A 14,869-nucleotide genomic window follows, 5' to 3' on the forward strand; every position below is an offset into this window, starting at 1 on the left:
AACGGGGTACTGACAAGCTTTCCTAAAAAATTGGCGTTTGTCAACGCCGTAAACTATACTTAAAGTATTAATCTGCAATTTGTCTTGGAGTGAACGTATATGACAACTTTTCTAATCATCTTCGGGCTGCTAATTACCTGCCTGATCTTACTTATTATTGTAATCACTTTGGCTTCTAAAAGCCATCATCTTAAACAGGACGCCGATAAGCAAGCCGCGTTGTTGAAATCGATCCGGACCCGGCTAGTCCACCAAAGCTTGGCGAATCAGGAACAGGAACGCGAAATCACTAAGCTGACGACCCAAAACGAAGGCTTTCGGACCCAGTTACGGACCACGACGCCCCACGCGGTCAAAACGCCGCACACCCGGCGAATTACCGCTAATTCTCGGGCCATTTTCCGGTCCTACGTGATTGGCTTAGACTACTACCAAAAGGAATTCGAAGCCGCGTTGAAAGACGCGATCGCCCGCGGTTATTTTAAGCCCTATAATGGCTATAACGAATCCGGGCTGAAGGCCGACTACCTTTACGATAAAAAATACCGGGTCGATGCCAACGCTAACATTGGCGAAATTCAACTCGTTGAAGAAGTCGACGGTCCCCACCGTTCCGTCCGGGTCGACTTGAAAATTGCCGACCACGGTTACACGGTCGGTTACCTACCTAAAAAGCAGGTCAACGAAGCCTTTAACGTGATCGACATCTACGCCAACTCCGTAATGACCTTGTCTTCGAAGACCCACTTGACCGGTGGTGAGTGGAAGATGGCCATCGACGCGGTCGATGAAATGCAGTACATGGTCGATCCGAACGCTCAACAACGCGACTTACCGGATTACGGAGCGGTCGGGACACCGCTTAAAATTAAGACTGGGCACAAGTCTTACTTCCTTCAATTTACGTTGTACGAGTTAGAAATTGACAATGATGAAATTCCGCTATACAGTTTGGTCGACACCGTCGATGGCCAACGCGGTTCGGTCGTGCAAGTTGACGCGGCCCCAACCACTTACACGGTGGCGGTCGAATCTGGTTCCAAGGCCGGCCAACGGGTCACGGCAATCCCCGAACAAATTGACCGGGTCATCTGGGTGCCAAACTGGAAATAAACGAGGTGCTTACCATGAAACGATTGTTGTTGGTCATCTTCTTATTGGTTAGTATCGGCATCATGGCTAGTAAGGATTACCAAATTATTAGTCAGACCCACTACCCGAGTTTGTCACAAGTCACCAACCGTTAGGAGGCGCCAATTCGTGCGGAGATTCACCTTATTGGGATTCGGAGCGCTCCTGTTACTCAGTGGCTGCGCTTCACCAGCGGCGACCGGCGTTTCAACAACCCAGCAAAAACGGATTACCGCGGCGGCCCAGTCCGCTTCCAGCCAAGCGAGCGCTAAGGCCCAGGACGCCAGTGCAAGCCGGCAAACCGGCAAGCAGTACCAGGCGACTGACGACCACATTACCAGTGCGACTAAGGCTGCCGCGGCCGTCCAACAGGTTTTAGGTGCGCCGCGTGATCAACAGTTCAGTGCCGTTCCAAGCGTCAACGTTGATGGTCGCGGCCACCACTACTACCAAGTTAACGCGTTCAAGGTCACCGCTGATCAACAGCGCGGCCCGCTCCTGCAACGTTACTTTGTGTATTTAGATGGAAAAATTGTGACGAAACAGTTAGATTAGACGTAGTGTCGCAGTTGTAAGTGTCATTTGGACATTTACAACTGCGACTTTTTAATATAAAAAAGGTAACGCCTGCGCGTTACCTTTCCATTAATATAAGGGCGGTAGGTGGGAATCGAACCCACGCGTGCCGGAGCCACAATCCGGTGCGTTAACCACTTCGCCACTACCGCCATCACGTTGATTAACATCAACACTAACTAGTATACACTAGTTTAATGGTTTGCATAGGGCGTTTTGACAATTTGCAATTTTTTTTGCATAAATATCAAAAAAGGTTTCTTTTTTGCTGATTATTCGTTATAATTAACGATGTTGTTAAATATTCATGCCCCAGTGGCGGAACTGGCAGACGCGCAGCGTTCAGGTCGCTGTATTGGAAACAATGTACAGGTTCGAATCCTGCCTGGGGCATAATTTATCAGCTTTGATGGTACTTAACCATTTGAAACCTCGCTTAAGCGGGGTTTTTATTTTTAACATATATTAAATTTATAAACCATACAATACAGTAATCAAAATAGTCTTTAGTATGGTTAGTTCAAAAGTATCAAATGATTCTTTTAAAATGTTCTATATAGCAAGATTAGCTCAAAGGTCAGTTTCTGCTTCAAATAATTCCAGGAACGTATATGCTACTTAGCGTATCAATTTTTAGTCGCACCATCACCCTTATCAACAACATATACAAAAACACGCTATTCAGCCCCAAGCTGAACAGCGTGTTTCTTTTTAACTGAACAAGCTGATCATTCATCAAGTTAATGAACAGACCAACAACTTGCCATGTAGACTCCCCCAAGTAAAAATGAACACTGACCTGACCACCAGCGTCAAAATTACAGCTATTATTTTAGCCAAACTTGGTAACTACAGCAAGCGCCAGTTCACTTTTCAAACGGTTAACTGAATAAACATCCGTTAGTACTTAGGTAGCCGTACGTTCACCACCTGACTGTTCAGTTTACAAACTAAACCTGAACAAGCCTACTTACCCGGATCAACCAGCTTAACGACCGTTCCGTACCCGGTCACAATCAAAAACCGGGGGGCGACACTCATCTGAGCGATTTCCGTGTTGAAATGCACGTAAATCAGGCCGTCACCATCGTTATCAGCCGCCTTTTGCAATAGAGCCGGCTTAACCTGTTCAATTAAATCATCAAAGCGTTCAAATTGGTCAATTTCATCCGATTCAAACATTAAGTGTTTTGTTACTGAAACGACGCCCTTAACCATGTGCGCACGTTGTAAATCTCCGGTTGTCATAAACATCGTGTTCAACCCCCTGTCCCCTTAATTTTACTTGATATTAGGTCAGCTCGCAAACTGCGGGAAAATAATTGACCATCGCTTGCTGAGAGACTACATTGGGGCTTAGGGAGTGATATTTTGACATCAGTAACAGAACTTTTACAAAAGTATACTTTTGAACCGGTCACCACGACCACCAAGTTTGATCAACATACCTTACCCGTTAATCACCAAGACCGGGTCGTCCCCTTTGGTCATTTTAAATTACGACTAAAGAATATTGATAACCAACAAAATTACGACCTAGTCGTCAAGCAACGCTTACAATTGACCGCCCCGTCCGGGTTCCAGTTACGTTCCCGGCTCCACGGCATCCACGTGACGCACGATTCACAGGCAAAGCAGGCCAGTCACCAAGTCGTGACGACCTTAAAGATCAATCGCGCAACCACTGAACAGTCGGCACTTAAGCACGACCACGCCAGTCAGATTTGCCAAATTCCAGTCCGTAATCAAGTGGCGAAAAGTTTACCCGATCAAGTTCCGCTATACGCCTTTACCGATAGTCACCAGGTGACAATCAACCAACAAGCCATGGCGCAACTATTTTTGCAAGCCATTGGACACCAGAATGGTAAGCTCGCGAGCTAACCGTTCATAATATTTTACATTTAAATTTATAAGTTCACGTAATATCAATTGCATTTGGCTAATTAATTGCGTACAATGTACTAGAAAGAGAATCAAGGAGGCTAGTTTAATGGCAACACCAACCAAAAATATTTTATTAGATGAGCAACTTTGCTTTGCTCTGTATACGGCTAGCAAGCGGTTCAACCGTTTCTACGCGGATGCGTTAGCGCCATTTAAGCTTACCTATCCCCAGTACATCACGCTTTTGGCCTTGTGGGAAAATAGTCCGATGACGGTACGGGAATTAGGCTCGCACGTCAACCTCGACAGCGGAACCCTGACCCCATTACTAAAGCGGATGCAAACCCAGGGATGGGTCGAGCGCAAACGCGACGAAAACGATGAACGCCAAGTCAACATTTCACTGTCACAAAAGGCAATCGACGCAAAACCCGAAATTTTTGCCCACGTTAACTCGTGCATGGACCTACTGGGCATGGATGAAAAGACGTACAACGAGACGCGCAACATCGTCAATTTCGCGTCTGAACGGATCAAAGCTGCCGATCCTAAACAAGTTAAGTTTTCCGATGATCAACTTTAAATTATAACCAAGTATGAACGGGTTACAGGAAGACTAACTTGTGTGTATAAATAAAACAGACTGGAAGCTAAGTGAAATACAACAAAAAGGTTAGACGAAAGTAAATAATTTTTATACTGCTGAGGTGTGTTCCTGATATTCGGTTGGGGACATACCTTTTATTTTCAATGACACCCACTGGCAATTAAACCATTCGACATATTCTTTTAAAACTGCTTCAAGCTCATCTAAGCTTTGGCATGGGGAGAAATCCAGTTAACCACTCGGCCTTATTGATAAAGAGGCCTTACACATCCTTAACCTGCAAATGTTAAACAACTGGTTGCTGCATTCAGATGTCGGTTGAATTATGCAAAAGCCAGCATCCTAGGATACTTTGATTACTAACGCAATTTAGCTCTCATAAGATGATTTCTCATCGAATCTTCTTTAAATTACACAAAAATAGCGTAATAGTTAATTTTCAACGACTGTCACTATGAAAGTAATTATTTCATATCACCAATTATGATAACAGAGCAATCAATATACTAATCTTTTTGCCCTTTATATTTAATAAAAGCTACTTTGTGAAAGTTCTAGAGATTTTCACAAAGCAGCTTTTCATTTGGACATTTATGCTACTTTTTCTTATAGAATTTTAGACAATTCAACTGATGCTCGTATTCATGCTATAATACTCAAGGTTTATCTTAATAAAAGGAGTTGGACATCATTAACATAAAGGTATCAGATAATAATCACGAAGCTACCTTATTAAAAACTAAAGCATTTTTAATCATCACCATTGTCGCAATTGCTTTATTAGTACCCCAAATTCTAACTAAAAGTATTGTCCTAGGATCAGATGCAATTTTTCATTTTAATCGGATTTACGATACAGCTCAACAAATTCGTACCGGCAATTTCAACTATTTCCAATCTAATTATGGCTTCCAACAGGCTGGTCGAATCATTACCCCACTGTATGGGCCCTTAATGAGTTATCTATTAGGAACTATTTTGCTATTAACTGGGAGCTGGCTTAAATTTCAAGTTATTATCAACCTCCTAGTCTTAGTCATTGCTGGCTATGGTTTATTTTTGCTTGCCAAAAGAACTGGCGCAGAACAAACATTCGCATTAATTGCCGGCATATTATTTATGACTAGCGTCTCCGTTACAGCTTGGATTACCAAACAACACTTTACCTCTGTTGGATTAATACTTATTCCCTACGTTCTCTATTATGCTATCGATTTCTTAGAGGAAGATCGTCCCCTACGTATCTGGGGACTTGCGCTTTCAATGGCACTAATCGTTGAAACCCATTTTCTGAGTGCGTTATTCGCGGTTGTTGCGCTCGTCATCTTGTTTATCATCGGTTTAATTATTCATAAAAATAAATTAGCCTTTTTCCGTCAAGTTGCCTTTGCCGGTACCATAGCGCTGCTATTAACCCTAAATGTCTGGGGTAGTCTATTAGATGTTTACCATGGAAACCATTTATTATCAACTTGGCCATATCAGAACTTAGATGCAGGCGCAATGAAACTCTCATTTGCCGAAGAAACTGAAACACAACTTGGATTGACCTTATCAATTTTATTAATCATACAATTAATATATGTAGCAACTCATTTAAAGCAAGTTTCAAGAAACAATCTAATTTTTTCATTTATAGGTGGATTTTTCTTACTACTTTCTTCTAAATTAATGCTCTGGAATTTTCTGGGAGCTGCCTTCCCATCATTAACAACTTTAATGCAATATCCATCGCGAATTCGTGGAATTGCAGTGGTTTTCCTATTTACAGCTATCGCACTTAGTTGCAGCGAAAACGCTGTTCACTACTCAAAATTACGACCAATCTTAACTGGAAGTCTATTATTAGTCGCAACGTTTGCCGCGTTTAATACTTATATGAACATGACTCAGTTAGCACAAACTTGGCACTCTGATCAACCAATCAGCGCAACGAATGCTATCGTTAAACGTAAGCATTTAACTGCAGATCAAATTCGAGGAGCATTCCGGTCAGCCAATTTAAGTAAAGGTTTAAAAGTAGTGCCCAAATCAACTCCCGACTACTTACCCACTCATACAAAAGTTGATCCAGCACACTATCTTAAAATGCATCCGTACGCTCTAGTTTCCACTAATCTCATAAAAAACAATGGGTTTGATAAGTTTGTACTCAGCGATGGTACTTTAAAAATAAAATGGTATTCGAAAACCACTAAGCAAGTAACGCTCCCCGCCGTTATCTATGCACATAGCAATATAACACTCAATAAACATAACGTGAAAGCTACAAAATTAACAACAACGCAAATTGGTAATCCAATTGTTCAGTCAAAACCAGGGAATAATGTCGCCACTATTAATTACCACACTTCCAAAACAGTATCTACCTTGATTTGGATTTCATTAATACTCTGGCCAATAACGCTATTAGTTATCTTAGTTGTTAAAACCATTAAAGTAGTTCAAAATAGGCACCATTTATCACTATAATAACTGATTAACATCTAAAACGGATGAGAGACCAAAGTTTAGTCTCTCATCCGTTTTAATTGCTAAGCAATTCCTGCAATCAATCATTAGCGTAACCAACTTCATGATGTTTAAGCCTATCGTGACAATTCCAACTTTCTTTGTAGCTTTATCCAAATAACGTACAAGAAACGTCTTAAATGGCGAATTATCAAATCAAGCGCTACTTTTTGTCGAAGAAAACTTCACTTACTACAAGACCTTGCGTGGACAGCTATTTAAATCTGTAACGAATGCGATAATCTCCTAGTCATTTAAATCGTTCAAATCAGTTCCTTGAGAAAAGTATTCGCAAATTAAACCGTTAATGCTTTCATCAGTTCCACATTGTTGTGGTGCGTGTGAATTCGGGAAAAACACTGGTGTTTCTAAAGTGTCAATGATGTCTTGATATTTGGCAAACTCAGTTCCACAATCAGGCGCAATTGTCTTTACCCGCTTCGGTGTAACGTTATTTAATAAGCCTATCATAGCTTATGCCACAGGCTCAGCCGCGACTTTACTAACCCGTTCCGCTAATAAGTATCGTGATTTACGGTCTACCAGTGTCACCAACGCTGAGCGTCCAGTTTTACCACGCACTGTATCACCTTTCCAATGCCAAACCGAGTTCTATTTTTAGCTGAACGGGGGCATTCATGGATCGAAGACACATCGTTAAAACGACCATGCCGTTTCTTGATAGTTCCCTTAACTTTGCGCGTTTTACCCCGATGTCTTAACTGACGGGAAATGCCACGGGCACCATGACTTTGACGCTTTTCACCAAGATTATTCAAAGCAATCCCACGATAAATTGGATTATAGCTGATTTTCCAGTTACTATGCTCAAAATGTAAACGTCCTGCAATTTGTTCTGGGGACCATTTACGCCTGTAAGTATTCGCTCAATACTTGTTATTTTAATTGAGAACCTAATCCCCCCTAAATTTGGATTTACTCCAACTTAGAGGGGGATTCACTTTAACCCTGTTGTACGACCTCCCTCTATTTTATGGTAATTTAAGAGTAGATCCCTATAGCCTTTTATTTAATTTATGTTTTGAATTTAAATGTATATTAATTTAAAATCATTATATTTATTTCCAAAGAAACTAAGTGTTAGTAATTAACTGCACAAATATAAAAAAATGACTCTACCGCTTGATAGCAGTAGGGCCAAAGAGTTAGGTTTAAGTACAATATGGGGGATTGTACTTGCTTGTCCATCCACTTTGGGGGAGTAAAATGAACAAGTATATAACTATTAGGTACGATTATATGCTATTACATAATTGTGAAGAAAGTGTGAATATTTGCCCTAAAACGTTAGTTAATATATATATTTCTTTAGAAGTATGATTGTTTTTCTATATAAATAATTATTTCAAGTAATAGGCAACCAGCTATCACTTTATATTTGCGATTACGTGATGAATGACCGCGATTGCGCTAAAATTTAGCTAGAGGGCGGTGGGCAAATGACAAGTATAGACCTGGTGTTAGCTTGGCTATGGCGAGTTCTAGTCATGGCGGGATTATTAGTGGGCATTCAAGTGCCACCAATGTTACTTAGATTAATTAACGAATTGATTGGTCAACCAGCCTTGGTTGGGTGGCAAATTGCGGCAACCTGCCTATATTTTCTGGTTTTTGCCATCGTGGCGATGGTTGCCGGGGTGACGATGCGCCACTACGCCGTATCGGATCAATGGACGCGACTAACCCCACACGACTGGCGACTAGTTTGGGGCAGCTATTTCTGCATTATTCTTTGCGAAGGGGCCTTTGAGCTCGTTAATCGCCTGGTTTACAGCCAATCCGAAACTGAAAATAATTCAATTATCAAAAACTTGATGAGTGGCAGCACGATCGCACTCTGGCTGATGGGCTTTAGCGCCGTCATCTTAACACCCATCGTTGAGGAATTGATCTTCCGCGGCGCCTTGATGAACCTATTCTTGAATCACGGGAGTTTAAAAATCATTCTAAGCGGTCTCGTATTCGGTAGCCTGCACAGTAGCTCAACGCTTGCGAGCTGGTTAATTTACGTGATGATGGGGCTAATTTTAGCAACCGTGTACTGGCATTCCCATAAAATTCAAACTTCAATTCTATTGCATTTTGTCATCAACGCGGCCGCAATGGGCGTGATGATCTATCAGATTACCTAAAAATGGCCCCCCAAGAATTTATTGAAGTGCCACCAGCTCATTTTTAATTATGTTTTTTTAGGATTCAATACCCTGCCAAATCACCGAACCAAACCAGCAACAAGTCAAAGATCAAGAATAACACGTTAAACTGCAATAACCACCAGTTCATTAACCCGCGTTCACGCACCATTCCGATAATTGAAACCACAATCCCAATAATCGGAATCAAACCACCCTGAAAGAAGCGGTAAAGCGGAATGTAAGCCTGTTGTGCAAAGAACGTTGGCCCCGTAATTTGGCCCAGCAAGATGAAGAGCAGGAATACCCCGATATTTAATAATGAACAGGCAAACGCCGTCTCCGTAATCGTCCCCATTGATAAGCGAAAATGAAATCCCCACCGCAGGATCACCGTCCCAACAATACCTACCGCCAGGATGCTGCCAATAATTAACATACTCGTCCTCTCATTCCCCTGTTTTAATAGTTCCACCATACGCTAAAAAGGACGCCAACTCAGCGTTTTTTGGGAAGTTTTAAACTTTTTTAGCAAATAAAAACTGCTAAACCGTGGTAGTACCACCGCTTAGCAGTTTAAATTATCCCGAACTCTTTGACCCCGTTGTGACCGTTAAAACTTGCGCTTTTTGTCCTACGACCCGAACAACCACCGACTGAGTTTTCTGAACGGGCATCTGAACACTGAAGCGTCCGTTCTGCTTATTAGAAATTACTCGGCGTCGCCGGTTACCACTTTGCAAGGTCACGATGACCCCCTGCTTGGTCCGACCACTAATCGTCGCCGTTCGCGTTTTTGTGTGATAGTCCAGTTTGACCGTCAGCGCCCGCGTATGCTGCCGTTGATACCCGCCACGTAGGCTGTATTCCAGCCCAACAATGACGATACAACTTGCCAAAATTAATAGTCCTAACGACCAAAACCGTCGCACATCACACACCCCCAGACCGATCCCCATAACCGGTATTTTAATGTCTTCATGATACTCAGAAAGTTCGGTTGCGACACAAAAAAGGTGCAAACCTCTAAATAGGTTGCACCACCGTGGTTTCAGAATGTTCAACTTTTGCGATTTTGTTACATTTTAGTTCTCATCAAACGTGACCGTCCACTGAGACTTTTGAATCAGTTTGACTAAGTCCCGCATTTTTCGGGTTGCAATATCGACGGTTTCGCCATTCGCAAAGTAACCCAGCTGGTGTTTCTTATCGATCCGGACTAATTTTTGCGGATTAACCAGAAAACTCTTATGCACTCGGAACAACTCCGGGTGGGCCGTCGTTTCGTCACTAATTTTACCGTTATACTGAACCAGCCGCTCCTCTAAGTGCAGTACCAGCCTATTACGGCTCATACCGGTTTCAATGAACAAAACTTGCGCTAATGGCACGTTGAATAACTGACCACCCTTCGCATAGGAAAACATCGCTTCACTAGCGACGCCTTGTTTCGTATAGCGTTCGTAAGCCACGCGGATATCTGTTTCGACCTTTTCTTTGACCGTGGCCGCACCCAGATCCTTAACGATAAAATCAAGTGGCTCAATGCGGCGTTCAAATGTCAAGAAAGCCATCTCGGCGTGCGTCGAAACAAACACGATTTTAGCGTTAACGTCTTGTTCGCGAATCTTACTAGCCAGCGTCAATCCGTTCAACTCTTGTTCAGGATACTCAATATCCAAAAAATAGAGTCCTTCCTGAACGGGTTGACCGTCCAAATAATCCAGTAATTCTTGGGCGCGCGGCGTTGCCAAAGTCAGGGCCATGTCAAATTCATTAATCATAATGTGGTTAGCAATAATTTCTCTTAGCGTTGCTAACTGCTCCGGATTATCTTCAACAACGAACGTTTTTAACATGCGTGCTTACCCCTTTTCAATACTAATGACGAACTCAAACCGTTGGCGCGCACTAATTTCGTAAGTAACGTTATCCAACGGATCTAATAACTCGCGGACGGTGGCCAGTCCCTGGCCATGATTAGTCCCCTTGGTCGTATTACCCGCAACTAATAGCTGGTCCACCCGTTCAACGGGTTGCCTGAGCGAATTGGCAAACACTAATTCGACCATCTGCGGATAGTGAATGGCTGCTACCGCAAGTTGCCCATCTGGTTGCGCCTTAGCCGCATCGATTGCATTATCAAGTAGGATTCCGCTGACCCGGGCCAGCGTGACCGGGTCAATTGCCAAGCCACTGACCGGGGCGTCGGCCTCCAAGCGTACGGAAATCCCCGCTTGGCGCGCCACCGAAAACTTATCCTGAATAATCGCCTTGAGCGGCTTATCCTTAATTTGCTCTAAATTATCAAAGTGGCCAAAATCACGGCACAGGCTCTGTTGTGAACTATCCATAACCGACTTGAAATAAGCTTTTAACTCCGAGTCCTTTGACGTTTCAACGTACTCACTTAGCGACAACAAAATATTTTGATAATCGTGCCGGAACTGCCGTAAGTTTTGGTAACTGCGTTCCAAATTATCCACGTAAATGTCGTATTGCCGCCGTTCTAAAGCTTGCCGGTGGGCTTGAACCCGCATGGTATAACTATAAAACAAATAAATAAAGGTTCCCGCGTTAATCATTAAAACAGCGACTAAAATTATCATTAAAATACCGACAAAACCGGAACCAATTCGATAATTATCGGCTGCCGCCGTGATAGCCAGAAAAGCGATCGTGACAACGGTAAGCACACTGACCACGACGTTTAACGTGACGTCGTTGTTCAGCTGTTGCGGGTGTCGTTTTTGCAGTAACCGAAAGCTGATTGCCACCGCCAGCATGCAAGCCGTCACGATGAGCTCACCCACAATTTCAAATAGCCAACCGCTCCAATGGTTAATACTCAAACCGACCCAATAAAATAAGCTTTCAGTCGCGTAACTTCCAAAAAAGCTGAACAGGACGTAGGCAATCGTGGCCGTTAAACTGGTGACAATAAAATACCGTTTATGACGCACAAACGCCAGTAACCCCATGTTAATTAGGAACGTTAGGATGTCCGAGTAATCGTCATACCACATGTAGACGGCCGTCAAAAACACCGCCATTAGGGTCACGGTAACGTAAACCCTGCGTTGACGTAATTCACGGTTCATTAAAATTTGAAGTAGAAAGACAAGCATCACCGAATACCAGTGATCAAACGCCGCAATGTACCAATAAACGTAAACGATACCGTACCCCTCCCCCGCGTACCGCCGTTATTCAATAGTCCTATTGTAGCGAAAGTCTCCGGCTTTGTATATTTCCACCAATAAAACTTAATAATCTTTAACCAAATTAACCTAATTCTGAACAAATGTGAACATAAAAAACGGGTGCGCGTTCAGCACACCCGTTTGATCATCATTATTAGTGGAAATCGCCCGGCATAAAGCTTTCAATAACGGCCGTGGCGTTAAAAGTTTCAAAATTATGGAAACTTGCTTCATCAATTTCTGAATAGCGAACCGCAATTTGGGGCCGCTGACTGAGATCGAACATGTTCAAATAGTTAAATTCCAAGTATTTTTTATGTTCACTATGGATAAACCCGGTATAACTGTCACCGTGTTTCTTAATCCGACCGGAAAGTTGAATGACTTGGTCATGCTTGAATGCCAACTTCAATAAGGTCTTTAGCAGTGAATGCTTCGACTGCTTCTTTAAAAACTTCGCAATCATCCGTTCCGTGTTCCACACGTCGTAATAACCGCGCTGTTGAGCCAACGCAATGATGGTCGCCATACTCTTAAGGTAATCGGTCCCGCTAACGACCTTGGCCAGTGACGCCTTCCGAAAGACAACTAAGCCGTCTAATTCACCATCAACGTTAATCGCCATGACGAGGACGAACTTTTGATCTTGTTGGACAACGTAACCGACACTAAACTGTTCATTGGTACCTTTGGAATAGATTTCAACAAGTTGCTTATTCTTAATCGCTTTAGCCAAATCGTCGCGAATCGCACTCATGCGTGTTCCCCCATTCAATGATGTGGACGCTATCATTCATTAAATTCATAATGCGCCATTTTACTTCAAGTTCCATAATAACACTAGTAAAAGCCGAAATTCAATTCTCTATCCCCCAGTATCCTGAATCAGAGAATAAATTTATTAATTATCTCCGCCAGCGCATCGTGGTTGTTATCGGCATTAGTCACGTACTTAGCAACCGCCTTTACCGAATCGATCCCGTTCGCCACACTGACGGGTAACCCAACTGCGTTTAGCATCGATAAGTCGTTATCGTTATCGCCGACCGCGATAATTTCTTCTGGTTTGATGTTCAGTAATTCGCCTAACTGAACGGAAGCCGTCCCCTTATCGATACCGGCCGGATTGAATTCAACGTAGCGGTCAGACGAATAGGTCACGGCCAGTTGGTCCGCTTCCGTCACCGCCGCAACACGCTTAGCCAGGGATTTCCGGTCAGCCATGGTTGGCAATGCCATGATGATCTTCATGATGTTCATATCTTTAAATTGGCTGAAATCCGCGGTGTTCATTTCTTCAAACTGAACACCGCGATTATGCAGATAAGCTGAATCGTCAGCCGTTGGGTGGTAAATGTATAAGACGTCCTGCGTATAAACGTGGGTTGCGGCCGCCGGCGTTGCAACCCCGGCTTCAAAAACAACTTTAGCCAAGTCATACGGCATCGCGTTGATGATCAACGGCCGGTTGTCCTGATTTTCCAATACTAACCCACCGTTATACGAAATTGTGTACTGGTGTGGTTGATTTTTCAGGTTCATTTGGGCCAAATCATTTTGGAAGGACGTATAGCTCCGGCCAGAATTCGGCACGAAGTAGACCCCCTTAGCGGTTGCAGCTTGAATCGCCGCGGTATTACCGGCTGACAGCGTCCCGTCGTCGTTCATCAAGGTCTCATCCAGGTCGCAGACAATCATTTTATACATAGTCAAAACCCTCTCAATCATTAGTTTACCTTCCCACTCTATCGAAGTATCCCGGGGAATGCAACCGCTTTACAAGGCAACACTTAAGAATTTGCTAACTAAGTAACATAAAAACATTATTTTTTGTCATTCTGGTGATTAGCATTTTCAACTCGATTTAACTGTTTTTGTAACTGATCAACTTTACTAGTTAGTGTATCAATTTTTTCTAATACTTGACTTAAATCATTTCGTTTGGCTACTTCGCGGGTCACCGCCGCATGACTAGTTTGTTGCGTGAAAAAGTCCGTTATCGTGCTGGTCAGCAACCCGATAAACCCAATTCCACCAAACATCAAACCAACCGCAATAATTTTTCCCACCGCCGTGTGGGGCGTATCATCACCATAGCCAACGGTCGTTGCTGTCGTGATTGCCCACCATAACGAATCCGATAGACTCTGGTGTTCGAACACGGAAAATGACAGTGCACTCAAAACAATAATTGCAATGCTAATTGAAAACAGGTAAATAAAACCAGTATCATAAATAAACCGGTGAAAATAGTGGCTCCATTTGCCAGCCCAACCTAGTCGCCAAAATAAATGGTGGTAACGAACCATCCGAATCAAACGTCCTAACCGAAACAGTGCAAAGACGGGGTGCATCGGGATAATCCCCATCAAATCAAATGCAGAATGAATTAAGAACGTCTTACGGTCAGTCGAGCGCGTCCATCGTATGGCATAATCAATCACGAAGGTTATCAGTAAAGCATTACTGATACGCATTTCAGTCTGCCAATTACCAATATGAAACGATAACGACATCACATTAATCACTGAACAAAGTGTTAAAACTGTGACAAGTAGGTGATAAAAGATTATTTGGTGCTGTCGACGTTTTACCATTTTCATCATCCTTACCTTTGATCTACAAATTGATAACAATATAGTCCATCCAATAAAGAATAACCATTACCCCACCAAATTTTTAATAATACACTAACTTTTAAAAACAACCACGAATCCTTAAAATTAGCGTCCAAAGTCAGGCTGAGTCGATTAATAGCCTTGAAGCTCCCAATGACGTAAGATGAAACTATTAGCAAAGTT

15 protein-coding genes, 2 tRNA genes and 1 pseudogene are annotated in these 14,869 nt (G+C 42.9%); 7 read left to right on the forward strand and 11 right to left on the reverse strand.

What is annotated here, in order from left to right; all coding sequences use genetic code 11:
- The first annotated feature begins 99 nt into the window (after window positions 1-99).
- Window positions 100-1,113 (forward strand): hypothetical protein, encoded by a 1,014-nt coding sequence (locus FFM82_RS00470; RefSeq protein WP_137643901.1) that lies wholly within the window; start codon window positions 100-102, stop codon window positions 1,111-1,113.
- A 147-nt stretch (window positions 1,114-1,260) separates the two neighbouring features.
- Window positions 1,261-1,686: a hypothetical protein gene (locus tag FFM82_RS00475; RefSeq protein WP_137643902.1), complete on the forward strand. Its 426-nt coding sequence runs from the start codon at window positions 1,261-1,263 to the stop codon at window positions 1,684-1,686.
- 100 nt (window positions 1,687-1,786) lie between these two features.
- On the opposite strand, the gene FFM82_RS00480 is transcribed toward FFM82_RS00475, so the two are convergent.
- Window positions 1,787-1,859 (reverse strand) — tRNA-His (locus FFM82_RS00480).
- Between the two features lie 157 nt (window positions 1,860-2,016).
- Between FFM82_RS00480 and FFM82_RS00485 the strand changes: the two genes are divergently transcribed.
- Window positions 2,017-2,100, forward strand: a tRNA-Leu gene (locus tag FFM82_RS00485).
- 573 nt (window positions 2,101-2,673) lie between these two features.
- Here the strand turns inward: FFM82_RS00485 and FFM82_RS00490 are convergent.
- Entirely contained in the window at window positions 2,674-2,961 is a 288-nt protein-coding gene (locus FFM82_RS00490; protein WP_137643903.1) for a hypothetical protein, read from the reverse strand.
- A gap of 117 nt (window positions 2,962-3,078) precedes the next feature.
- On the opposite strand from FFM82_RS00490, the gene FFM82_RS00495 reads away from it, so the two are divergent.
- Window positions 3,079-3,591, forward strand: a complete 513-nt coding sequence (locus FFM82_RS00495; RefSeq protein ID WP_137643904.1) for a hypothetical protein — start codon at window positions 3,079-3,081, stop codon at window positions 3,589-3,591.
- 109 nt (window positions 3,592-3,700) lie between these two features.
- Window positions 3,701-4,177: a MarR family winged helix-turn-helix transcriptional regulator gene (locus FFM82_RS00500; protein ID WP_137643905.1), complete on the forward strand. Its 477-nt coding sequence runs from the start codon at window positions 3,701-3,703 to the stop codon at window positions 4,175-4,177.
- Window positions 4,178-4,288: 111 nt separating this feature from the next.
- Here the strand turns inward: FFM82_RS00500 and FFM82_RS00505 are convergent, their stop codons facing one another.
- A complete protein-coding gene (locus FFM82_RS00505; protein WP_137643947.1) occupies window positions 4,289-4,432 on the reverse strand; it encodes an IS3 family transposase in 144 nt (47 codons plus the stop codon).
- A 450-nt stretch (window positions 4,433-4,882) separates the two neighbouring features.
- Here FFM82_RS00505 and FFM82_RS00510 point away from each other — a divergent pair, with 450 nt between their 5' ends.
- Window positions 4,883-6,673 (forward strand): putative glycosyltransferase family protein, encoded by a 1,791-nt coding sequence (locus tag FFM82_RS00510; RefSeq protein ID WP_137643906.1) that lies wholly within the window; start codon window positions 4,883-4,885, stop codon window positions 6,671-6,673.
- 288 nt (window positions 6,674-6,961) lie between these two features.
- Here FFM82_RS00510 and FFM82_RS13650 read toward each other — a convergent pair.
- A pseudogene (locus FFM82_RS13650) lies at window positions 6,962-7,578 on the reverse strand (IS30 family transposase); the annotation flags it as partial.
- Between the two features lie 594 nt (window positions 7,579-8,172).
- Between FFM82_RS13650 and FFM82_RS00520 the strand changes: the two are divergent.
- Entirely contained in the window at window positions 8,173-8,865 is a 693-nt protein-coding gene (locus FFM82_RS00520; protein WP_137643907.1) for a CPBP family intramembrane glutamic endopeptidase, read from the forward strand.
- A gap of 64 nt (window positions 8,866-8,929) precedes the next feature.
- On the opposite strand, the gene FFM82_RS00525 is transcribed toward FFM82_RS00520, so the two are convergent.
- The 7 genes from FFM82_RS00525 to FFM82_RS00555 all read right to left on the reverse strand — a co-directional run bounded on the left by FFM82_RS00525 (window position 8,930) and on the right by FFM82_RS00555 (window position 14,719).
- Window positions 8,930-9,304 carry a hypothetical protein gene (locus tag FFM82_RS00525; protein ID WP_137643908.1) on the reverse strand — a complete coding sequence of 125 codons (375 nt, stop codon included), beginning with the start codon at window positions 9,302-9,304 and terminating at the stop codon, window positions 8,930-8,932.
- A gap of 142 nt (window positions 9,305-9,446) precedes the next feature.
- Entirely contained in the window at window positions 9,447-9,797 is a 351-nt protein-coding gene (locus FFM82_RS00530; protein ID WP_137643909.1) for a hypothetical protein, read from the reverse strand.
- A gap of 153 nt (window positions 9,798-9,950) precedes the next feature.
- Window positions 9,951-10,724: a response regulator transcription factor gene (locus tag FFM82_RS00535; RefSeq protein WP_137643910.1), complete on the reverse strand. Its 774-nt coding sequence runs from the start codon at window positions 10,722-10,724 to the stop codon at window positions 9,951-9,953.
- Window positions 10,725-10,730: 6 nt separating this feature from the next.
- A complete protein-coding gene (locus FFM82_RS00540) occupies window positions 10,731-11,993 on the reverse strand; it encodes a sensor histidine kinase (RefSeq protein ID WP_137643911.1) in 1,263 nt (420 codons plus the stop codon).
- A gap of 229 nt (window positions 11,994-12,222) precedes the next feature.
- Entirely contained in the window at window positions 12,223-12,825 is a 603-nt protein-coding gene (locus FFM82_RS00545) for a hypothetical protein (protein WP_137643912.1), read from the reverse strand.
- 128 nt (window positions 12,826-12,953) lie between these two features.
- A complete protein-coding gene (locus FFM82_RS00550; RefSeq protein ID WP_137643913.1) occupies window positions 12,954-13,775 on the reverse strand; it encodes a Cof-type HAD-IIB family hydrolase in 822 nt (273 codons plus the stop codon).
- A 116-nt stretch (window positions 13,776-13,891) separates the two neighbouring features.
- Window positions 13,892-14,719 carry a potassium channel family protein gene (locus tag FFM82_RS00555; RefSeq protein ID WP_345368028.1) on the reverse strand — a complete coding sequence of 276 codons (828 nt, stop codon included), beginning with the start codon at window positions 14,717-14,719 and terminating at the stop codon, window positions 13,892-13,894.
- Between the last annotated feature and the right edge of the window lie 150 nt (window positions 14,720-14,869).

It is taken from the genome of Lactiplantibacillus plajomi, from assembly GCF_005405405.1.
In the GTDB taxonomy this organism is placed as follows: Bacteria; Bacillota; Bacilli; order Lactobacillales; family Lactobacillaceae; genus Lactiplantibacillus; species Lactiplantibacillus plajomi.

Bases quoted from the DNA above. Each gene is read 5' to 3' on its own strand.
- FFM82_RS00470 (WP_137643901.1), top strand. From the start codon at position 100: ATGACAACTTTTCTAATCATCTTCGGGCTGCTAATTACCTGCCTGATC.
- FFM82_RS00540 (WP_137643911.1), bottom strand. From the start codon at position 11,993: ATGCTTGTCTTTCTACTTCAAATTTTAATGAACCGTGAATTACGTCAA.
- FFM82_RS00500 (WP_137643905.1), top strand. From the start codon at position 3,701: ATGGCAACACCAACCAAAAATATTTTATTAGATGAGCAACTTTGCTTT.
- FFM82_RS00490 (WP_137643903.1), bottom strand. From the start codon at position 2,961: ATGTTTATGACAACCGGAGATTTACAACGTGCGCACATGGTTAAGGGC.
- FFM82_RS00525 (WP_137643908.1), bottom strand. From the start codon at position 9,304: ATGTTAATTATTGGCAGCATCCTGGCGGTAGGTATTGTTGGGACGGTG.
- FFM82_RS00520 (WP_137643907.1), top strand. From the start codon at position 8,173: ATGACAAGTATAGACCTGGTGTTAGCTTGGCTATGGCGAGTTCTAGTC.
- FFM82_RS00545 (WP_137643912.1), bottom strand. From the start codon at position 12,825: ATGAGTGCGATTCGCGACGATTTGGCTAAAGCGATTAAGAATAAGCAA.
- FFM82_RS00550 (WP_137643913.1), bottom strand. From the start codon at position 13,775: ATGTATAAAATGATTGTCTGCGACCTGGATGAGACCTTGATGAACGAC.
- FFM82_RS00535 (WP_137643910.1), bottom strand. From the start codon at position 10,724: ATGTTAAAAACGTTCGTTGTTGAAGATAATCCGGAGCAGTTAGCAACG.